Raw genomic sequence first — 21,466 nt, 5'->3', positions numbered from 1 at the left:
CATGGCGATGGAAAAATTAATTGTAAAAGGCGCCAGAGCCCATAATCTGAAAAATATTGATGTCACCATTCCGAGAGACAAGCTTGTTGTGCTTACAGGGCTTTCTGGGTCAGGGAAGTCCTCCCTAGCTTTTGATACCATTTATGCTGAAGGACAACGGCGATATGTGGAATCTTTATCCGCGTATGCCCGTCAATTCCTGGGTCAAATGGATAAACCAGATGTGGATTCCATTGAAGGACTCTCTCCAGCCATTTCGATTGATCAAAAGACGACAAGCAATAACCCTCGTTCAACTGTGGCAACTGTAACAGAGATCTATGATTATATGCGTTTGTTATATGCTAGGGTGGGGAGGCCTTTTTGTCCAATCCATAACATCGAAATAGCTTCGCAAACGATTGAGCAAATGGTTGATCGAATTCTTGAATACCCCGAGCGCACGAAAATGCAAATCATGGCTCCGATTATCTCCGGACGTAAGGGAATGCATATCAAGGTCCTTGAAGATATAAAAAAACAGGGGTATGTTCGTGTTCGCATCGATGGGGAAATGCATGACGTTAGTGAGGAAATCGAACTAGATAAAAACAAAAAACATTCGATTGATGTGGTAGTTGACCGAATTGTTGTAAAAGAAGGGGTTTCTGCGCGCGTAGCTGACTCTCTTGAAACAGCATTAAGACTCGGGGAAGGAAGGGTCTTGATTGATGTTATTGGCCAAGAAGAACTGATGTTTAGTGAAAACCATGCATGTCCCGAATGCGGCTTTTCCATTGGTGAGCTTGAGCCACGGATGTTTTCCTTTAACACTCCGTATGGAGCTTGTCCTGATTGCGATGGTCTCGGCTTCAAGAAGAAGGTGGATGTAGACCTAGTTATTCCGAATAAGGACTTGAGCTTAAGGAAACATGCGATTGCGCCATGGGAGCCAACAAGTTCGCAATATTATCCGCAGTTGCTTGAGGCAGTATGTAACCATTTCGGAATTGACCTGGAAGTTCCAGTTAAGAATCTACCTAATGATCAACTTGATAAGATCCTTAACGGCTCAGGAAATGAGCGAATCTACTTCCGATATGAAAATGATTTTGGCCAAATTAGAGAAAATTATATTGAATTTGAAGGCGTCCTACGAAACGTTGGACGGCGCTATATGGAGACTAGTTCTGATTTTATTCGTGAGCAAATGGAAAAATATATGGCTGAAAATCCATGTCCATCCTGCAAAGGGAATAGGCTTAAACCAGAGAGCCTAGCTGTACTTATCGATGGTGTACATATCGGGGTGGTAACCTCTCAATCCGTTGAAGAAGCTCATCAGTTCTTCGATCATCTTCAACTAACAGAGACAGAAATGAAAATTGCAAAACTGATTCTAAGGGAAATCAAGGAAAGACTTGGTTTTTTAAAAAATGTCGGTCTCGATTATCTGACCTTAAACCGATCGGCTGGAACCTTATCGGGCGGGGAAGCCCAACGGATTAGGCTTGCAACGCAAATTGGCTCAAGTCTTACAGGTGTTCTTTATATTCTTGATGAACCGTCAATTGGTCTTCATCAGCGAGATAATGACCGTCTCATCGGCACACTTAAAAATATGCGAGACATTGGGAACACGCTTATTGTAGTGGAACATGATGAAGATACCATGTTAGCAGCCGATTATTTAATCGATATTGGCCCTGGTGCAGGAGTCCATGGTGGGGAGATTGTCTCAGCAGGTAAACCTGAGGAGGTCATGAATGATCCAGATTCACTCACAGGGCAGTATTTGTCTGGTAAAAGGTTTATTCCTCTACCACTAGAACGACGCAAGCCAGATGGTCGCTATATTGAAATTAAAGGAGCAAAAGAAAATAACTTAAAGAACGTAAATGTTAAGTTCCCGCTTGGAACCTTTATCGCCGTAACAGGTGTCTCGGGATCTGGTAAAAGTACATTGATCAATGAAATACTTCATAAATCACTTGCTATGAAGCTTCACCATGCCAAAAGTAGACCTGGGGAATATCGTGAAATTAAAGGGATTGAGCATCTGGAAAAGGTGATTGATATTGACCAGGCCCCTATTGGTCGGACCCCAAGATCGAATCCAGCTACATACACCGGTGTGTTTGACGATATCCGTGATGTGTTTGCTGCAACAAATGAAGCAAAGGTGCGAGGCTATAAAAAGGGACGTTTTAGCTTTAATGTCAAAGGTGGCCGCTGTGAGGCATGCCGTGGAGATGGAATCATCAAAATTGAAATGCATTTCCTTCCCGATGTGTATGTTCCATGTGAGGTATGCCACGGGAAACGATATAATCGCGAAACATTAGAAGTTCAGTATAAAGGAAAGAATATTTCAGATATCCTTGAGATGACAGTGGAACATGCGGTTGAGTTCTTCAGTAATATCCCGAAAATCAAACGTAAGCTACAGACGATTTTTGATGTCGGTTTAGGCTATGTGAAGTTAGGGCAACCAGCAACGACTTTGTCTGGAGGCGAAGCCCAGCGTGTTAAGCTTGCATCCGAGTTGCATCGCCGCTCACAAGGTCGTTCTCTTTATATCCTTGACGAACCGACCACCGGCTTGCATGTGGATGATATCTCGCGTCTGTTAGTCGTCCTTCAGCGTCTTGTTGAGAATGGGGATACTGTATTAGTCATCGAACATAATCTTGATGTTATTAAGGCGGCCGATTATATAACCGATCTCGGACCAGAAGGTGGAGACGGTGGAGGGACAATCATCGCTTCAGGAACCCCAGAACAGGTTGCTGAGGTTAAAGAGTCCTACACTGGAAAGTATCTAAAACCAATCCTTGAAAGAGATCGTCTGCGAATGAAACAACAGGTTGAAGAAAAAGAAAGCATTACAAGTACTTGATTTTTGATTTTATAAAGCGCCCTTGAGCATCAAACTCGAAGGCGCTTTTCTTCACCCTAATCATTCACAAAATATTCTTTTTCGCTGCCTTAAAGAAGAAAGTTTTCCCCATAAGGTCTCGAATTACTATGACAGATGAAACTTCTTCTGATGTTCAATCGTAATATTTATTATGGAGACTTCAGATGTTCACTGCATACAGGTTTTAGAATATGAAAATAAGAATAAACTGAAAGTGCGGGGAGGTATTTATATGAAGGAAGAACGTAAAAAGATCTTAAAGATGGTAGAGGAAGGTAGGCTGACAGTTGAAGAGGCCTTATTCCTAATTGAAGAGCTTGAGAAAAAGGAAAAAACGATGGAAGACAAGAAAGCAGAACTGATAACAGAGCTTTCGACAACAGTGAAGAATGATGATTCTTATGGGGGAGAATCTCAGAAAGAGGAATCGACCGGGCATAAGTTTCAATCGACTGTTGATAAAATTGTCGACTTTGTCGATTCTGCTTTTAAGAAGATTAAGGATATTGATTTAGACCTAAACTTTGGTCAGTCGATTGACATCACCCATATCTTTCAGCAAGGTGGTTTAAATCTAACACAGGTTGATATCGACCTTGCGAATGGATCTGTTCATGTCATTCCATGGGATCAAGAAGATGTTCGGGTGGAATGCGCGGCAAAAGTATACCGTGTTGAAAACCAAGAGCAAGCAAGGAAGAAGCTTTTAGATGAAGTACTGTTTTCAATGGAAGGACAAAAATTGATTTTCTCTAATCAACAAAAGTGGATGAAAGTCGATGCGACTATCTATATCCCTCGGATAGAATACGAGAAAGTTAGAATCCGGCTTTTCAATGGTGCCATTGCCGGTGAAAATCTTAAAGTAAATGACCTTAAAGCTAAAACAGCTAATGGAAAAGTAACCTTTGAAAACCTGATCTGTAAAAAACTCGAAACCGAAACGGCCAATGGACAAATTTCTGTGATGGATAGTCAGATTTATGAACTCGAAGCCGAAACATTGAATGGTGCGATTAAAGCGGATGGTTCGTTTCATCATGCGGATTTGCAATCCTTCAGTGGTAGTGTGTCCTGCACTGTAAGAAACCAAACTTGTGAGCATATTGAGGCTACAACTGCTACAGGTGCCGTTGAGGTTTCGATTCCAGTGGGAACTCCGGCAAGAGGTGAGCTGAAATCCAACTTGGGCAATTTTAAGCTGGAGCTTGAGGATATAGAAATTATGGAAGAGAAGAGTGAAATGGTTCAAAAGTCGCTACGTTTTAAGACGAAGGAAGAAGGTATAACTCCATTAAGGGTTTATGCTGAATCCAAGACAGGTTCCATCTCGCTTAGAAAAACCTTATGAAATGGTTGATCGGAATTGTCATTAATGCTGTATTATTCATTGCGATTGCAGGGTACTTCGAGTCCTTTTATGTTTCAAGTTTTGGTGCAGCATTAGGCGCAAGTTTCCTACTCTCGATTCTGAACGTGTTTGTCCGGCCAATCCTTATCATCTTCACTCTGCCTGTGACTTTAGTTACTTTAGGCTTGTTCCTTTTTGTGATTAATGCCATCACACTAATGCTAACTGATAACCTTATGGGTAGCTCGTTTGATATAGGCGGGTTTGGAATGGCGATCTTAACGACATTAATCATGTCATTTGCAAATCTTATTTTACAAAATACAATTTTAAAAAAGAAGGATTGAAAAATAGGCCGACTCCGTATGGGAGAACGGCCTTTTTGTTGTTATCCATACATTTTGATAAAAAAACACCGGTTTCACTGGAACCGGCACTCTTTTTTATGATCTAATCTAAGTGAATGAATGTTTCATATCCGTCACTTCTCATTCTGGAGACAAGTGCATCGGCATTTTGCTTCCTTTCAAATGCACCAGTTTGGACTTTATATAAGCCGTCCTCTTGAAAAAGATAAGGCTCATATCCATCCTGCTTTAATTTTTCTACTAGTTCATCTGCATTTTTTTTATCTTGAAATGCCCCTGCTTGAACTTTATACAGCCCGTTTGTTGATGGTGGGTTAGGATTGCTGTTTTTTTTTAGACTAAATTGACTAGCAACAGCATTTACAATCGCTTCAGCTACCGTTTTTCGATACGTTTCTGACCGAAGCAATTTAATATCCTCTCTATTGGTCATAAAACCACATTCAACTAAGACAGCATCCATTCTTGTTTCCCTTAAAACATGGAAGTTGGCGGTTTTGACCCCGCGATCGGGTAGACCGGTTTCAGCAATAAGGTTCCTTTGGATCCTCTGGGCAAGCTGAGTCGCAATGGGTGGCCTTGAAGTGTACACATACGTCTCAATTCCACTTGGACTAGTCCATCCACCACTTCCAAATGCATTTGCATGGATTGCAACGTAGGCATCGACATTCAGGCGATTCGCCTTGTCGGTCCTCTCTTGTAGAGGGACGTCTCTGTCGTCTGAATGAGCAAAGTAGACCGTGACATTTTCGTAGTTTTGTAGGAAGCTCCGAGCATAATTCGCTACGGCCCTATTAAACTCATACTCCCTCATACCGTCAGGACTCCGCTTTCCCGGACTATTATATCCGTGACCTGCATCGAGCATTATTCTCATCATTATCCCTCCCCTCTTTTTTGGATTCACTTGTATAATATGAATACCAAAAAGAAAAGGACATCGACATATGTATTAATTTGGACAAGTTGAGATTATTTTTTTTCTAGTTCAAAGATATCTTCTAGCTTTTGAGACATAAAACGGGATGCATCTTGTACACCGAGATTATAAAAATGGGCACCGAGCTTATCGCTTATAAACTCAAGAATTAATAAGGCAGCCAAGTCACCTAGTTCCTCCCCACGCTCCTCATGAAAATACCTTTTAATTTCCCCTGTCATTTCATCCTTAACACTTTTAGGAAACTCAAATTTCTTAACACTCATTTAGATAGCCACCTTTTTTTGTTTTTCGTTCATTATATCCTTTTTTGACGGGCCGATGTTAATCGTGGTTGTAGATTTCGTTCCGCTCCCTTTGCTTTCACGGGTAGATGGATGGTCTTGGTGCCCTATCTAGGTGGAAAAGGAAAGAAAAAGGTCACCAATAGGTGTTCTTGGTGCCCTATCTAGGTGGGAAAGGAAGGGAAAAGGTCACCAATAGGTGTTCTTGGTGCCCTATCTGGGTGGGAAAGGAAGGGAAAAGGTCACCAATAGGTGTTCTTGGTTCCCTTTCTGGGTGGGGTAGGAAGAAGAAAGGTCACTAATAACTGTTCTTGGTCCGCCTTTTTTCATTCCAAGTAAGTACCAATCAGCTTTTTTATGCCTCCCAGTCTTAATTTAGAGTATCCTTCGTTTTGTTCTGTTCGAAATAATGCTAAAATATATAGTATTGATTTTTTAAAATTAAAATGTTGAAGGAGGATTCCTCTTTGCCTAAAGTCCGGACAAAAGATATCATAGAAAAATTCAACCTTGAACTTATCAGTGGGGAAGAAGGGATTAACCGCCCAATTACAACGAGTGATTTATCACGGCCAGCACTTGAGATGGCTGGATACTTCGAATATTACCCGGCAGAACGAGTCCAATTGTTAGGGAAAACCGAGCTAACTTTTATTGAAAAGTTAAGCCCAAAGGACAAGGAATTTCGACTAGATCAGCTTTGTACTGATCTTACACCGGCGATTATCGTCACTCGTGACATGGAAATTCCTGAAGGATTAATTGAAGCATCAGAGCGAGAATCAGTTCCTATTATGAGGTCCGGTCAAAAAACAACAAGGCTTGCAAGTCATTTGACGAACTACCTAGAGAGTAAGTTAGCTCCGACGACGGCTATTCATGGAGTGCTTGTTGATATTTATGGAATTGGGGTTCTCATTACCGGGAAAAGTGGGGTTGGTAAAAGTGAAACCGCACTGGAACTTGTGAAACGTGGGCACCGGTTGGTCGCGGATGATTGTGTTGAAATTCGCCAAGAAGACCAAGATACGCTCGTTGGGACATCGCCAGAATTGATTGAACACTTGCTTGAAATCCGTGGTCTAGGCATTATCAATGTTATGACGCTCTTCGGAGCAGGGGCCGTCCGTACGCATAAACGAATTTCATTAAACATTGACTTAGAATTATGGGATAAAAACAAAACGTACGATCGCCTGGGCTTGGAAGAAGATAAGTTGAAAATTATTGATACCGATATTACTAAGTTAACAGTCCCAGTACGTCCAGGGCGAAACCTCGCTGTTATTATTGAGGTTGCTGCTATGAATTTCCGTCTTAAAAGGATGGGGGTAAATGCCGCCGAACAGTTCTCTAATCGACTTGCAGATGTGATTGAAGATGGAGAGCATGAGGATATTTAGGTGATGGATGTGTTAATTTAGCCACGACTAATAAGGCTTGAAAGATTAGATAGAGAAAAGGAGCTTAATTATGGAAGAGAACTTTTCACCGATTGATCCGGTTGCCTTTTCGTTAGGGCCGATATCAGTGCATTGGTATGGCGTGATCATCGGTTTAGGAATTGCACTTGCTCTGTGGTTAGCCATACGCGAGGGAGAAAAACGCGGATTAGACAACGACCTTTTTGCAGATTTGATGCTTTGGGCAATCCCGATTTCTATTTTGTCGGCAAGACTCTATTACGTCATTTTCCAGTGGGAATATTATTCACAACATCCTTCGGAAATCTTGGCGATATGGAACGGTGGGATTGCCATCCATGGGGCGCTAATTGGGGCCGTAGTGACTGCCTATATTTTTACCAAGAAAAAGAATGTGTCCTTTTGGAAAGTCGCTGATATTGCTGCTCCAAGTATTATTCTTGGTCAGGCGATTGGACGCTGGGGAAACTTTATTAATCAAGAGGCGCATGGTGGTGAAGTCACTCGAGCATTCCTGGAAAACTTGATGCTCCCTGAATTTATCATTAATCAAATGTATATTAACGGTACTTATTACCACCCAACTTTCCTTTATGAATCTATTTGGAATCTACTTGGCTTTGCTTTACTAATGTACTTGAGAAGAGTAAATCTTCGCAGGGGAGAACTCTTCCTTAGTTACGTCATTTGGTATAGCATCGGTCGTTTCTTTGTCGAAGGTCTTCGTACCGATAGTTTAATGCTGACGGATATGCTGAGAATTGCTCAAGTGATTTCGATTGCTCTGATCGTCCTTGCGGTTGCATTATGGATTTATCGTAGGAAGCAGGGCTATGCGAACATTCGTTATTTGGATGTAGAAGAACAACCGAAAAAGAAAAAATCTAAAGGGAAAAAATAAAGAGAGAACAAAATAGGGGGGAGGTGCTTCAATGGTTTCATCCTTAAAGAAGGGAACGATGGTTGGCCTGCAGACAGTGTGGACATTGGGGAAAATCATTTTTCCAGTTACACTGATTGTGTCCATTCTCCAGTTTACACCGGTTTTACCATGGATAATCGAAGCTGTAACACCATTGATGGCACTGATTGGGTTGTCTGGGGATGCAGCCATCCCACTAGTTATAGGGAATTTTCTTAACTTATATGCGGCGATTGGGGCTATTTTAACGCTTGAATTGACCGTAAAAGAGGTTTTCATCATTGCAGTAATGCTATCATTTTCGCATAACTTGTTGATTGAAACAGGTGTGGCACTAAAGGTTGGTGTGAAGCTTTGGGTCATCCTTGTTGTGCGGCTTGGATTAGCACTAGTATCAGGCGTGGTAATTAACCTCGTTTGGCACGGAGGCTCTGAAATCGCTAAATACGGAATGGTTCCCACTCAGCAGGAACAGCCTTCAGGGTGGGCGGCGATTATTTTACAAGGAATCGAAAAGGCAGGAATGGGGATTTTCCAGATTGCGGTCATTGTCATTCCACTTATGATTGTGATTCAAATAATGAAGGACCTCAAATGGCTTGATGTGTTCTCTCGTTGGTTAGCACCGTTTACAAGAATGCTTGGGATGAAAGAAAATACCTCGATGACCCTTGCGGCAGGACTAGTCATTGGTCTAGCGATGGGGGCAGGTGTAATGATTCAAGCAGTAAAGGAAGATGGGGTATCTAAAAAAGACGCGACGATTGCATTTATTTTCCTTGTGGCCTGTCATGCGGTTATTGAGGATACGTTAATTTTTATCCCGCTGGGAATCCCTGTGCTCCCATTACTGTTGATTCGCATTAGTGTGGCCATCCTACTGACCATCACTGTTGCATATATCTGGAATCGAGCAGAGGTTGCCAGAGGAAAGGAAGCTGTTTATGAACAATAATATTGACACGGTCTTATTTGATCTTGATGGAACTTTAATTGATACAAACGAACTTATCGTATCCTCATACCTTCATACACTTGAACATTATTTCCCTGGCCGCTTCCAAAGAGAGGATGTCCTTCCGTTTATGGGTCCTTCTTTGCATGAAGTTTTTGGGAACCTAGATTCTACGAAAGTCGATGAAATGATTCGGACGTATCGTAAATACAATATTTCTAATCACGATTCTTTTGTAACTGAGTTTGAAGGTGTGACCGAAACGATTAAGGCCCTACATGACAGTGGTTTTAAATTGGCCATTGTAACGACAAAGATTGCAGATGTGGCAATGATGGGCTTGAGGCTAACTGGATTGGACCGATATTTCAATATCATGATTGCCCTTGATGATGTAAAGAATGCAAAACCGGATCCTGAACCAATCTATAAAGCATTGGACCTTCTAGGCTCACAGCCGGAGTCAGCGATGATGGTTGGCGATAACCACCATGATGTTTTAGCTGGTAAAAATGCAGGGACGAAGACGGCTGGAGTTGCTTGGTCATTAAAAGGAAAAGAACATCTTGCTACTTTTGAGCCAGATTATATGCTCGATGAGATGACAGATCTCTTGCCAATTCTCGGGGTGAAGTAATGAGGAATACGGTTAGATACCCGGTAGAAGGGGCGAATTCCCTTTGGCATGTCTATAAAACGGTTCCTTTTTGGAAGGTAGTTAAAAATTTTATTGTTATCCAAATGGCCAGGTACACACCCTTTTTAGCAATGAAGAATTGGCTGTATCGGACGTTTCTTAAAATGAAGGTCGGAAACGAGACATCCTTTGCCCTGATGGTCATGTTGGATGTCATGTTCCCGGAGAAAATTAGCGTTGGTCGAAATACGGTGATTGGCTATAATACTACCATTCTTGCTCATGAGTACTTAATCAAAGAATATCGACTGGGCGAAGTCATCATTGGCGATGAAGTCATGATTGGCGCGAATTCAACCATTCTTCCAGGAGTCAAGATTGGCGATGGTGCTTTTGTCTCTGCTGGTACAGTTGTTCATAAAGACGTACCTGCGGGAGCCTTTGTCGGTGGAAATCCGATGCGGGTTGTTTATACAAAAGAAGAATTAGCCGAACGGTGGGCCGATGACCCGATCTATGGTAAAGATAACCCTGCAGCTCAATAGCTGTAGGGTTGTTTTTGTTTTATTGTCGTGACGTACCATTCTAGATTATAGGTGCTTGCAACAAAGAAGGCTGTATGTGCCCGTGGTGAGTGAAAATCCATACGACCGGTAAGATAGAGGGGCTCTATGTGCCCGCAACAGGCAAAAATCCAGTGTTGCTGTAACATAGTAAAAAATAAAAAAAGACAGCGAACTGAATTCGCTGCCTTTCCCCTAATTATGCTGTTTGTTTCTTCTTCTTAACTGTTGGTTGAGACAACTGCCCTTCCTTGAAATCTTGCTTCAATACTTTGTGAAGCGTAAAGGTCATCGCCAAGAGAATAAACGTAAACGGCAAAGCCGCTACAATGGATGCCGTTTGGAGTCCAGAAAGTCCACTAGATATCAGAAGGACTGTTGCAATCGAACTCATCAGAACGCCCCAGATGATTCTTACACGAATTGGTGGATTCAAGCTTCCCCCAGTCGTCATACTACTTAAAATAAACACAGCTGAATCGGCCGATGTCACTAAGAAAGTAAGAATCAACATCATCGTCAAAATCGAGATGAGAAAGGACAAAGGTAACTGATCAAATAGAGTAAATAACGCACTTGTAATGTCATTGTTTACAGCAGCTGCAATATTTGTTCCTCCAAATAAGTCCATGTGGAGTGCTGTACCACCGAAAACAGCAATCCATACTAATGCAACAACTGGCGGAGCAACCATGACTCCAAGAATAAACTCGCGAATTGTCCGTCCACGCGAAACCCTTGCCACAAAGGCACCAACAAATGGTGACCAAGCAATGGCCCATGCCCAATAAAACACTGTCCACTCACGAGACCATGGGTTCTCTGTATAAGGATTTAGACGGAAGCTATAGTTAATGAAATTGGTTAAATAATCACCGATTCCAACGATTAGCGTATCGAGGATAAAAACAGTGGGTCCGGTTATAAATACAAACGTCATCAAGACAAGGGCTGCACCTAGGTTAATATTACTCAACCATTTAATTCCTTTATCTAACCCAGTAGAAGAAGAGATTAAGAATAATGCAGTCATGACCGCGACAATTCCTAGCTGTGGCCAGATTCCAGTAGGGACTCCCCAGACAGAATTTAATCCTCCGTTAATCTGCATAATCCCCATTCCTAAAGAAGTCGCTACGCCCATTACTGTAGCAACAACAGCGAGGATATCAATCCCGTTTTTTAGTTTCTTGCGCTCACCAATCAGTGGAGTTAAAGAGGTAGAAACCAACCCATTCTGTTTTTTCTTAAATTGGAAATAAGCCATAATCAGTCCGACGATTGCAAACACCGTCCACTGACTGACACCATAGTGGAAGAATGAATAACCCATGGCCACTCGAGCGGCCTGTTCTGATAATGGTTCAACGCCACTGACCGGTACGTTATTAAAGTGCGTCATTGGTTCGCCGACACCATAGAAGACAAGGGCAATACCGAACCCAGCCGAAAAGAGCATGCCAATCCATGTGAATAACGGATAGGCAGGCTTTTCATCCTGACTACCTAGACGAATGTTTCCATACTTACTAAAAATGAGGTAAACAAGAAAAGCAGTAAAAATAAAGATAGCTAATAAGTACAACCAGCCAAATGAAGAGGTGGTAAAAGATAAAGCGGCATTTGCTCCGTTAGCAAATGTAGATGGAAATAAAGCACCGGCCAGAACAAATACTCCTAACGTAATCGCCGATACCCAAAAGACACTATTAAATTTATTGTTGGTAAACATCAACTCTCCCTTTCTAGGATCCTTTTTTCCGCAATGTATGATGAAAAAAGTAAGAACGAAGGGGGATACCACTTTAGAAAACCATACTTACAAGAAGTGCTAGAGGTGTCAAAAGTAGTATTTAAATGGCGAGAATTCGTTTTCCTAAAATCGCAATGTAACCGTCTTCTTTACATGGAGCCATACTCAGGTGCGAAAACCGTTTGGGACCCAATACTCTCTTTGCTTAAGAAGTTCCCCTTCTTTTTAGCAAAGAAGACTAATTGTGAAAGTAGGAAAAATAATTCATTGTTTTGCCTAATGACCTGATTCTTACTTTGAGGATAAGCCTCCCTTCTAAAATTATATTAGCAAACTATTTGTTGCTTATACAACTAAGGGAATTGGGAGAAAACCTCTCAAAACGGGAGGATTCGGGATTTTTTCGAGACAAATGACGAATTTTAAAGGATTTTCGCGAAAAAAAGCTAATTCTAAATATACAGTCATTTCTATTGACGTAAGTTTTTAGAAACGGTAAACTACATATAACTTTATTTCATTACCATATTAGCGAACTAAAGCACTTTAGTTTTAAGACCGCTAAACAATGAACGGGTAAAAAATGGAACGTCAGCTTAAAGATAAAGGGTGAAAAATAATGAGTCGATTATTCATGTTCGAGAAACCACTTGGAATGAGGGATACTCTTCCAAATTTATATGAGACAAAGGAGCATGTTCGTTCCTCACTTGAAGCAGAAATGAAATGCTGGGGATATCAATTCATTGGCACTCCAGCACTTGAATATTACGAGACGGTTGGTACGGCCTCAGCGATTCTGGACCAACAGTTATTTAAGCTTCTTGATCAGGAGGGAAATACCCTCGTTCTCCGTCCTGATATGACGGCACCGATTGCAAGAGTTGCAGCTTCTAAGCTGTTGAAAGATAACCTTCCCTTTCGGCTAGCGTATTCTGCGAACGTATTTCGCGCACAGCAACGTGAAGGTGGACGTCCAGCAGAATTTGAACAGGTGGGCGTTGAATGCATTGGGGATGAAACGGTTAGTGCAGACGGAGAAATGATTGCCCTTGCAGTAGCCTCTCTAAAAGAAGCAGGTCTGAAGAACTTCCAATTATCGATCGGCCATGCAGGATTTGTAAAAGAGCTCTTTATCCAAATTCTTGGTACAGAAGAGCGCGCGAGGGAATTAACAAAATTTTTATATGAAAAAAATTATGTAGGATATCGAGAGCATGTAAAATCTTTGCCACTTTCATCGATTGATAGTCAGCGACTATTGGCCTTCCTTGACCTTAGAGGAGGCGTAGAAGTTATCGGGCGCACACTTGATTTGATTGAAAATGAAAAAGGAAAAGAGGCAATTCTTGAGCTCAAGGAGCTCTGGAACATCATTCGTGATTATGACATAGCTGGCCATATCAAATTTGACCTAACACTTGTCAGCCACATGAGTTACTATACGGGCATCCTGTTCGAGGTTTATGCTGGAAATGTTGGCTTTCCAATCGGTAATGGTGGGCGTTATGATGGCTTGCTTCAGAAGTTTGGCAAATCTACAGGGGCGACAGGATTTGCAATTCGTTTAGACCGACTGCTTGAAGCGATAGGTGAACTAGATGAAACAGTACCAGTTAATTGCATTTTATTTAGTTCAGAGCGTCGAAAGGAAGCCTATGAACTAGCTAAGGCAAAACGTCTAGAAGGCAAGCGAGTGGTCCTTCAGGATATTAGTGGCGTGAAAGATATTGATGCTTGTACAAATAAATATTCAGATGTCACGTTTTTAGTTGGAAAAACAGGAAAGGAGCCGGTGGAATGAGCGAAGTATTAACGATTGCGATGCCAAAAGGGCGAATTTTTGAGGAAGCTTCCGATTTACTGCGAAAAGCCGGCTACCGTTTGCCGCCTGAATTTGACGATTCACGAAAATTGATCATAGATGTAGAGGAAGAGAACTTCCGGTTTATTTTATCGAAACCGACAGATGTTGCTACCTATGTCGAGCATGGCGTAGCTGACCTTGGCATTGCTGGGAAAGACGTTCTTTTAGAAGAGGAACGTGATGTTTATGAGCTACTTGATCTGAAAATCAGTGCTTGTTATTTAGCTGTTGCGGGGTTGCCAGGAACAAAAATGAATGATGTGGCGCCCAAAATAGCTACAAAGTATCCGAACGTGGCGGCTGCTTTTTTTAGAGAACAGGGAGAACAGGTCGAGATTATTAAGTTAAATGGCTCAATTGAATTGGCTCCTTTAATCGGCCTTTCTGACCGGATTGTCGATATCGTTTCAACAGGACGGACATTAAAAGAGAATGGACTCGTTGAGTATGAAACAATCACTCCGATTACTTCTAGATTGATTGTGAACCCTGTTAGTTATCGAATAAAGGACGAGCGGATTTCGGAGATTGTCAATGCTTTAAGTGAAGTAATTTAAGCTCAATTGAAGTTTGAAAGGATGATGAAGTTGAAGATTGTTAAAGTTAGCGGGGATGTTTCGATAAAAAGGTCGGTCGATAGTGGAACGGCAGATCAGCGGGCAGCCGTTCAAAAGATTATTGCCGATGTTCGCGCTTCTGGGGATGCTGCGGTCAAAGCCTATACGGAAAAATTTGATCGAGTATTGCTTTCATCCTTTCAAGTAGAGCGCTCCGAAGTCGATGAAGCTTATAAACAAGTCTCAGATCAAATGGTCGAAGTCATTCGTGAGGCAGCGGAAAACATTTGGAGTTATCATGAAAAGCAACAGCGCCCGTCATGGATGACCACTGAGGATAACGGAACCATCCTTGGCCAAAAGGTAACTCCACTTGATTCGGCTGGGGTGTATGTCCCTGGTGGGACGGCCGCCTACCCTTCTTCTGTACTTATGAACGTGATTCCCGCAAAGGTTGCAGGCGTAAAGCGTATCGTGATGGTTTCACCACCAAGTTCAGATGGGAAGCTACCAGCTGGAGTCCTCGTTGCTGCCGATATTGCTGGAGTAGAGGAAATTTACAAAATTGGTGGTGCCCAAGCGGTCGCTGCCTTAGCCTATGGGACAGAATCGATTCAATCTGTTGATAAAATCACCGGCCCAGGGAATATATATGTGGCCTTAGCCAAACGGGAAGTATTCGGTGACGTCGATATTGACATGATTGCAGGGCCAAGTGAGATTGCTGTTTTGGCCGACGAAACAGCAAAAGCGGATGAAGTGGCCGCAGATCTCTTGTCACAAGCAGAGCATGATGTGCGAGCAAGCAGTGTCCTTGTGACAACTTCACCGACATTAGCTGAAGCGGTTCAAAGTGAAGTGGCCGCGCAGTTATCCGTCCTTCCTCGCAAGGAAATTGCTGGACGCTCGATTGAAGATTTCGGTGCGATTTATTTGGCAAAGGATCTCGACGAGGCCGTTGAAGTCGTGAACCAATTGGCGCCGGAACATTTGGAGATTGTGACTGGAAATGCGATGGGGCTTCTCGGGAAAATTCGTCACGCGGGAGCGATTTTTATCGGTCGTTACAGCTCCGAACCGGTAGGCGATTATTTTGCAGGCCCGAATCATGTTTTGCCAACGAACGGGACGGCACGATTTTCAAGTCCGTTAAGTGTTGAGGACTTTCAAAAAAAATCTAGTATTATTGTCTATAGTGAAGAGGCTATTCGTGAACATGGTGCGAAAATTGCCGAATTTGCCCGTCTTGAGGGGCTAGAAGCCCATGCACGGGCAGTTGAAACAAGATTGAAGAAATTTTAAACCAAACGCTTTGTTAAAAAACAGTATTGATTTTAAGCCGTAGATTGGATGGGATATCAACGTACTTGTTTAACAGAGCATAAAAATAGACCCACCAGGATGGAGGAATAAACATGGAACGAGTGGCATCGGTTGATCGCAAAACAAACGAAACAAATATTCAATTAAGCTTAGGGATTGATGGTGAAGGATTTTCTGAGCTAGAGACAGGAGTCCCTTTTCTAAGCCATATGCTAGACCTTTTTGCTAAGCATGGTCAGTTTGACTTAACGGTCAATGCCAAAGGGGATATTGAAGTAGATGACCACCATACAACGGAGGATATTGGGATTTGCCTGGGGCAAGCCCTTCGGGAAGCACTTGGTGATAAGCGCGGCATCAAGCGTTATGGCAATGCATTTGTGCCAATGGACGAGGCGTTGGCACAGGTCGTTGTTGACTTGAGCAATCGTCCGCATCTAGAGCTTCGCGGTGAATTTCCTTCACAAAAAGTCGGTAGCTTTGATACCGAACTTGTCCATGAGTTTTTATGGAAATTGGCGATTGAGGCACGGATGAACTTACACGTTATTGTTCATTATGGGCAAAACACACACCACATGATTGAAGCTGTGTTCAAGGCATTAGCGCGTGCGCTCGATGAAGCTACAACGATTGACCCACGTGTAAAAGGAATTCCATCCTCGAAAGGAATGCTGTAGATGATTGGAATTGTTGACTATGGAATGGGGAATTTGTTTAGCGTGAGTAAAGCGCTCGAACGTTTAGATGCCGCTTATTTTATCTCGGAAAAAAGCGAGGAATTGCAGAGTGCAGATGCCTTGTTGGTCCCAGGAGTAGGGGCATTTCCAGATGCAATGGAACGTCTGAACGAACTTGGAATTGCTGAGATGATTCGTGAGTTTGCGAACACCGGGAAGCCGGTTCTTGGCATCTGTTTAGGGATGCAATTATTGTTTGAAGAAAGCAAGGAAAACCGTGTGACCAAAGGGCTCGGGCTACTGCCTGGTACAGTGGAACGTTTCCCTGGAATTTCGTTGACTGGTGAGGCTTACAAAGTGCCGCATATGGGCTGGAACTTGCTTCGGTTTGAGAATGGTTCAGCGTTAACTGATAACGTCGAATCAGGGCATGTCTATTTTGTTCACTCCTATTATGTAAAAACAGATGACAAGGATGTCCTCATTGCAGTAAGTGATTACGATGTCGAAGTTCCTGCTGTTGTCGGTCGAAACAATGTATTTGGAATGCAGTTTCATCCTGAAAAAAGCAGTAGGCTTGGAATGGAATTATTAAGAAATTTTACTCGTTTAGCTCAATAGTGCGATAAGCTATTCCTATAGAAAACTAATGGTTAAAACGGAAAGGGGGACCAAGATGAGTTTTATTATCTATCCGGCAATTGATATGAGAGGCGGCAAATGTGTCCGGCTTTTACAAGGAGATTACGGGAAAGAAACGGTATACGGAGATTCCCCATTTGACATGGCATCATCCTTTGCCGAGTCAGGGGCTGAGTGGATTCATATGGTCGATCTTGATGGCGCTCGAGATGGAAAACGAGTCAACGATACATATGTGTTGCAGGCAGCGAAAGAGCTAAATGCCCGGGTTCAGATAGGTGGAGGAATCAGAAGTGAGGCTGACATTGCTCATTACCTAGAGAATGGTGTCTCAAGGGTAATCATTGGCAGCATCGCTGTTTCCAACCCAGAATTTGCTGAAGAAATGGTTCGGAAGTACCCTGGTCAGATTGCAATTGGAATCGATGCGAAAGATGGTTATGTAGCCACACACGGCTGGATTTCGACTTCAGAGGTGAAGGCGGTTGACTTAGGAAAACGTTTCGCCGATGCTGGAGCGGAAACGTTTATTTTTACCGATATCGCCACAGATGGGATGCTCTCAGGACCAAATTTAGAGGCTGTTCGAATCATGGCAGAAGAGACCGGTAAAAATGTGATTGCTTCTGGTGGGGTCAGCCAATTGGATGACTTACTGGCATTGCAGAAGTTCCAGAATGCGGGTGTTGGTGGAGCAATCGTCGGAAAGGCACTTTATGAGGGGCGCTTTACAGTTAAAGAAGCGTTGAAAGCGGTGAGTCAGTAATGTTAACGAAACGGATTATTCCTTGTCTTGATGTAAAAGAAGGACGGGTGGTCAAAGGAATCCAGTTTGTTCAGTTGCGGGATGCTGGAGATCCTGTTGAATTGGCCCGTTTTTACGACGAACAAGGAGCCGATGAATTGGTGTTTCTTGATATTTCGGCATCCAATGAAGGTCGAAAAACTATGGTGGAAGTCGTTAAGGCCGTCGCTTCAGAGCTTGCGATTCCATTTACGGTTGGCGGTGGAATTAACTCGTTAGAAGACATGAAACGAATCTTGCGCTCTGGAGCAGATAAGGTAAGTCTCAACACAGCAGCCGTGTTAAACCCGAGCTTAATTACCGAGGGCGCAGACTTCTTTGGAACCCAATGCATCGTTGTCGCCATTGACGCGAAATATGATGCGGAGCTTGGTTCATGGCGTGTTTATACCCATGGTGGGCGACAAGCAACCGACCGGGAAGTGATTGAGTGGGCTCGAGAGGCTGTACGTCTTGGTGCCGGAGAAATTTTACTTACGAGCATGGATAGTGATGGGGAGAAGAAGGGCTTTGATCTTAAACTGACTAAGGCTGTTAGCGAAGCTGTTTCGGTTCCGGTCATTGCTTCAGGAGGAGCAGGGAATGCCCAGCATTTTGTTGATTCTTTTATAGAAGGAAAAGCAGATGCCGCATTAGCCGCTTCCATTTTCCATTACAAAGAGACATCGGTGGCAGAAGTGAAATCCTACCTCCGTGAAAAAGGAGTGGAAGTTCGATGAATATAGAAGAGTTAAAGTTTGATGACAACGGATTATTAACTGCGGTAGTGCAAGATGCTTCGACGTTTGAAGTGTTAACTGTGGCTTATATGAACCGGGAATCCCTAGGGAAGTCACTTGAGACGCGTGAAACCTGGTTTTATAGCCGCTCTCGCCAAGAGCTTTGGCATAAAGGGGAAACAAGTGGCAACACACAGAAAATCGTCGATATCAAGTTTGACTGTGATGCAGATGCTCTTGTGGTCCTCGTTCAGCCTGCAGGTCCAGCCTGTCATACCGGTTCGGTTAGTTGTTTCTCAGAAAGCTTATTAGGTGAGTCTACCGAGGGACCGAACCTAGCTGACTATAAAATTTTAAAAGATTTAGAGCAAATCATCTCTGACCGTGAGCGTGAGCGACCAGAAGGTGCTTACACCACTTACTTGTTCGAAAAAGGTGTCGATAAAATCCTGAAAAAAGTCGGCGAAGAAGCATCTGAAGTGATCATCGCCGCCAAAAACCGAGACCAAGAAGAATTGAAGTGGGAGTCAGCAGACTTGCTTTACCACTTGCTCGTCTTGCTCCGTGAACAGGGACTACCGTTTAAAGACATATTGGGCGTGTTGAATGAGCGCCACTTGGATAAGAAATAAATTAGAACCAGCTTGGCTAGTGTCAAGCTGGTATTCACTATTGTTTATTAGGGGAGATTAAGGGTAGGTACATTGATTAATAGAGGGAAAAATTCCCCTTATTTAGTAAATGGCACTGAAAATAGCCTAAATAGAGGGAGAATTTCCCCTTATTTGACTCGAAATAAGTAAAAGTAGGTAATTTTAATATAAATAGGGGGAATAACTCCCGCTATTTACCCAAAAACAAGCTCTAATCTGGATTTAACGGTAAAATCTCCCCTTATTTTTATCGCTGGTTACTCTCATGAGTCTTTGTATTCTTTAGGGATTGCGTGCTTTGGAGGTTTACTCACCGTATCCATCTGTTTACTCACCAATTTCCCCCGATACATTTGCTAAAAGGAAATTAAAAGTAAAATCAACCATCACCACAATACTCGTCCAACACTACCTCATCCTCTCAATACAAAATTTGCACCACCCACCCCCTTCACCCAAACCACCAACCTATGTTATACTAATTTGGTTAAAAAACCTTTACCGGAGGACAAAATGGGAGAAGACTCTAAAGTAAGAAAACAAAATGGGCAACTACTGTCATTTGTCCCGACAGGTGAGTACTATTTCACCAAGGGGGTCAAAGCGTATCATCGCCGGGATTTGCAGCGAGCTCATAAATATTTTGATCGAGCAATGCAACTAGAGCCGGGGGAACCGATGATTGTCTGTCAGCTCGCGATTGTTTCCACTGAGCTGGGTGATTACCAACAGTCAATCCGCTTGTTGAAAATGATCCTCGAAGAATTGGATGAAGAAATGGTAGAATGCCATTATTTCTTAGCAAATAACTATGCTCATATGGGCTTATTTAAAGATTCCTATCATCATGCGAATCTATATTTAGAATTGACTCGCGATGGTGAGTTTAATGATGACGCTGAAGAACTGCTCGATTTGATTTTGCTAGAAGCAGATGATCTCGAAGAAGCTCTTTTAGAAGAAGACAGTTTGATTGTCAAGCAGGATGAGGCTCGTACTCGTCTTGAGGCCGGTGACTTTCAAAAGGCGATTGAAATCTTCGAGGAGTTAATTGAGGAATATCCTGAATATTGGTCAGCTTATAATAACCTTGCGTTGGCTTATTTTTACCTAGGTCAGCCAGTTAAGGCTAATGATATCCTAAACCAAGTCCTAAACCAGAGCCCGGGGAATCTTCACGCGCTTTGTAATAAGCTTGTGTTTGCTTTTTATCAAAAACGGACGGACGAGGTTCAAGAATTAACGGCTTCACTAGGGAAAATTCAGCCGCTCCTGATGGAGCAACAGTTTAAGTTGGGAGCTACCTTCTCGTTGATTGGCGAATACGAGTTAGGTTATAAATGGCTGAATCGCTTACGGAAATTTGGTCATGAAGGGGATGGCCCGTTTTATTATTGGCTTGCCTACTCCTCATTCCATACAGGACGTGAACAGGCGGCTAAGCATTACTGGAAAAAGGTGCTAGAGTTTAGCCCAGAAAAAGAAGGCCATGAACCATGGGGAACAGGTGCAACCAGCATGGACAGCATGGACACACAAGTTTCTACAATTATCAAAAGGCTTCAAAGCGAGCATCCTGAAGAGCGCCTTTTCGCCTTGTTTTTAACATCTGTTTCTAATCAGAAAGAAGAAATTCTTTCGACTAAAAAAATCACCGAAAACCTGACAGCTCTTGAGGAAAAGTATTTATCCTATGTTAAGTCTGGAAAGGTTAACCCTGGACTCGAGTCTGTGATCGGCGCGCATGAGACTGCTCTTGTGCTTTACGACTTCCATCAGCCAATTGACCAAGGCGAAGCTGGCATTTATTTAGTTTGGTTTGCAGTCTTCGAAGAGGCTGTTAAGGAAGGGTTTAATTTTAAAAATAAAAAAGCTTGGGCAGCAGCTGTGGAATTTGTTTGGGAAAAGCTTCGCAATGGCAACATTACAAAAATGGCCATCGCCAAAAAATACGGACTATCCGTATCCACCCTAACAAAGTACATCAACCAAGTAACAGAATGCCTAGATTAACGATAAAAAGTGCCAGGCACCATCCAGAAAATGGATGGTGCCTGGCACTTTTTTTGCTTGCCGAGCAAAAATTTGGACTCTTTGATGTTTGTTTTATAGGATAGGGAT

The 21,466-nt window shown here is 42.7% G+C and carries 20 protein-coding genes; 17 read left to right on the top strand and 3 right to left on the bottom strand.

What is annotated here, in order from left to right; all coding sequences use genetic code 11:
- The first annotated feature begins 1 nt into the window (after nucleotide 1).
- The 3 genes from uvrA (at nucleotide 2) to BMX30_RS07850 (ending at nucleotide 4,597) form a co-directional block, all read left to right on the top strand.
- Nucleotides 2-2,878, top strand: coding sequence for an excinuclease ABC subunit UvrA (gene uvrA / locus BMX30_RS07860; RefSeq protein WP_090743304.1), 2,877 nt, complete (start codon nucleotides 2-4; stop codon nucleotides 2,876-2,878).
- Between the two features lie 253 nt (nucleotides 2,879-3,131).
- The gene (locus BMX30_RS07855) at nucleotides 3,132-4,250 is read left to right on the top strand and encodes a DUF4097 family beta strand repeat-containing protein (protein ID WP_090743301.1); all 1,119 of its coding nucleotides are present in this window, start codon (nucleotides 3,132-3,134) and stop codon (nucleotides 4,248-4,250) included.
- Nucleotides 4,247-4,597, top strand: coding sequence for a phage holin family protein (locus tag BMX30_RS07850; protein ID WP_090743298.1), 351 nt, complete (start codon nucleotides 4,247-4,249; stop codon nucleotides 4,595-4,597). Before BMX30_RS07855 ends, BMX30_RS07850 begins: the two co-directional genes overlap by 4 nt.
- Before the next feature lie 103 nt (nucleotides 4,598-4,700).
- Here the strand turns inward: BMX30_RS07850 and BMX30_RS07845 are convergent, their stop codons facing one another.
- Together BMX30_RS07845 and BMX30_RS07840 are read right to left on the bottom strand one after the other, a co-directional pair.
- The gene (locus tag BMX30_RS07845; protein WP_244532525.1) at nucleotides 4,701-5,501 is read right to left on the bottom strand and encodes an N-acetylmuramoyl-L-alanine amidase; all 801 of its coding nucleotides are present in this window, start codon (nucleotides 5,499-5,501) and stop codon (nucleotides 4,701-4,703) included.
- A gap of 92 nt (nucleotides 5,502-5,593) precedes the next feature.
- Nucleotides 5,594-5,827, bottom strand: a complete 234-nt coding sequence (locus BMX30_RS07840) for a DUF2164 domain-containing protein (protein WP_090743292.1) — start codon at nucleotides 5,825-5,827, stop codon at nucleotides 5,594-5,596.
- A gap of 485 nt (nucleotides 5,828-6,312) precedes the next feature.
- On the opposite strand from BMX30_RS07840, the gene hprK reads away from it, so the two are divergent.
- The 5 genes from hprK (at nucleotide 6,313) to BMX30_RS07815 (ending at nucleotide 10,328) form a co-directional block, all read left to right on the top strand.
- Nucleotides 6,313-7,248: an HPr(Ser) kinase/phosphatase gene (gene hprK / locus BMX30_RS07835; RefSeq protein WP_090743289.1), complete on the top strand. Its 936-nt coding sequence runs from the start codon at nucleotides 6,313-6,315 to the stop codon at nucleotides 7,246-7,248.
- Between the two features lie 70 nt (nucleotides 7,249-7,318).
- Nucleotides 7,319-8,170, top strand: coding sequence for a prolipoprotein diacylglyceryl transferase (gene lgt, locus BMX30_RS07830; RefSeq protein WP_090743286.1), 852 nt, complete (start codon nucleotides 7,319-7,321; stop codon nucleotides 8,168-8,170).
- A 31-nt stretch (nucleotides 8,171-8,201) separates the two neighbouring features.
- Nucleotides 8,202-9,146: a nucleoside recognition domain-containing protein gene (locus tag BMX30_RS07825; protein ID WP_090743283.1), complete on the top strand. Its 945-nt coding sequence runs from the start codon at nucleotides 8,202-8,204 to the stop codon at nucleotides 9,144-9,146.
- A complete protein-coding gene (ppaX, locus tag BMX30_RS07820) occupies nucleotides 9,136-9,783 on the top strand; it encodes a pyrophosphatase PpaX (protein ID WP_090743280.1) in 648 nt (215 codons plus the stop codon). The genes BMX30_RS07825 and ppaX overlap by 11 nt, the downstream gene beginning before the upstream one ends.
- A complete protein-coding gene (locus BMX30_RS07815) occupies nucleotides 9,783-10,328 on the top strand; it encodes an acyltransferase (RefSeq protein WP_090743278.1) in 546 nt (181 codons plus the stop codon). Before ppaX ends, BMX30_RS07815 begins: the two co-directional genes overlap by 1 nt.
- A gap of 217 nt (nucleotides 10,329-10,545) precedes the next feature.
- Here the strand turns inward: BMX30_RS07815 and BMX30_RS07810 are convergent, their stop codons facing one another.
- Entirely contained in the window at nucleotides 10,546-12,078 is a 1,533-nt protein-coding gene (locus BMX30_RS07810; RefSeq protein ID WP_090743275.1) for a BCCT family transporter, read from the bottom strand.
- A 640-nt stretch (nucleotides 12,079-12,718) separates the two neighbouring features.
- Here BMX30_RS07810 and BMX30_RS07805 point away from each other — a divergent pair.
- The 9 genes from BMX30_RS07805 to BMX30_RS07765 all read left to right on the top strand — a co-directional run bounded on the left by BMX30_RS07805 (nucleotide 12,719) and on the right by BMX30_RS07765 (nucleotide 21,358).
- Complete coding sequence (locus BMX30_RS07805; protein WP_090743272.1) at nucleotides 12,719-13,903, top strand: ATP phosphoribosyltransferase regulatory subunit; 1,185 nt, start codon at nucleotides 12,719-12,721, stop codon at nucleotides 13,901-13,903.
- Nucleotides 13,900-14,523, top strand: coding sequence for an ATP phosphoribosyltransferase (gene hisG / locus BMX30_RS07800; RefSeq protein WP_090743269.1), 624 nt, complete (start codon nucleotides 13,900-13,902; stop codon nucleotides 14,521-14,523). Before BMX30_RS07805 ends, hisG begins: the two co-directional genes overlap by 4 nt.
- 30 nt (nucleotides 14,524-14,553) lie before the next feature.
- Nucleotides 14,554-15,825: a histidinol dehydrogenase gene (gene hisD / locus BMX30_RS07795; protein ID WP_090743267.1), complete on the top strand. Its 1,272-nt coding sequence runs from the start codon at nucleotides 14,554-14,556 to the stop codon at nucleotides 15,823-15,825.
- Between the two features lie 113 nt (nucleotides 15,826-15,938).
- Nucleotides 15,939-16,526, top strand: a complete 588-nt coding sequence (gene hisB, locus BMX30_RS07790) for an imidazoleglycerol-phosphate dehydratase HisB (protein WP_090743264.1) — start codon at nucleotides 15,939-15,941, stop codon at nucleotides 16,524-16,526.
- Nucleotides 16,527-17,147: an imidazole glycerol phosphate synthase subunit HisH gene (gene hisH / locus BMX30_RS07785; protein WP_090743261.1), complete on the top strand. Its 621-nt coding sequence runs from the start codon at nucleotides 16,527-16,529 to the stop codon at nucleotides 17,145-17,147.
- 55 nt (nucleotides 17,148-17,202) lie between these two features.
- Nucleotides 17,203-17,934, top strand: a complete 732-nt coding sequence (hisA, locus tag BMX30_RS07780; RefSeq protein WP_090743258.1) for a 1-(5-phosphoribosyl)-5-[(5-phosphoribosylamino)methylideneamino]imidazole-4-carboxamide isomerase — start codon at nucleotides 17,203-17,205, stop codon at nucleotides 17,932-17,934.
- Nucleotides 17,934-18,692 carry an imidazole glycerol phosphate synthase subunit HisF gene (hisF, locus tag BMX30_RS07775; RefSeq protein WP_090743255.1) on the top strand — a complete coding sequence of 253 codons (759 nt, stop codon included), beginning with the start codon at nucleotides 17,934-17,936 and terminating at the stop codon, nucleotides 18,690-18,692. Before hisA ends, hisF begins: the two co-directional genes overlap by 1 nt.
- Nucleotides 18,689-19,324, top strand: coding sequence for a bifunctional phosphoribosyl-AMP cyclohydrolase/phosphoribosyl-ATP diphosphatase HisIE (hisIE, locus tag BMX30_RS07770; protein ID WP_090743254.1), 636 nt, complete (start codon nucleotides 18,689-18,691; stop codon nucleotides 19,322-19,324). The genes hisF and hisIE overlap by 4 nt, the downstream gene beginning before the upstream one ends.
- Before the next feature lie 534 nt (nucleotides 19,325-19,858).
- Complete coding sequence (locus BMX30_RS07765; RefSeq protein ID WP_090743251.1) at nucleotides 19,859-21,358, top strand: tetratricopeptide repeat protein; 1,500 nt, start codon at nucleotides 19,859-19,861, stop codon at nucleotides 21,356-21,358.
- The last annotated feature ends 108 nt before the right edge of the window (nucleotides 21,359-21,466 follow it).

This window comes from Mesobacillus persicus (assembly GCF_900109925.1).
In the GTDB taxonomy this organism is placed as follows: domain Bacteria; phylum Bacillota; class Bacilli; order Bacillales; family Cytobacillaceae; genus Mesobacillus_B; species Mesobacillus_B persicus.
This window is presented reverse-complemented; position numbering and strand designations above follow the sequence as displayed.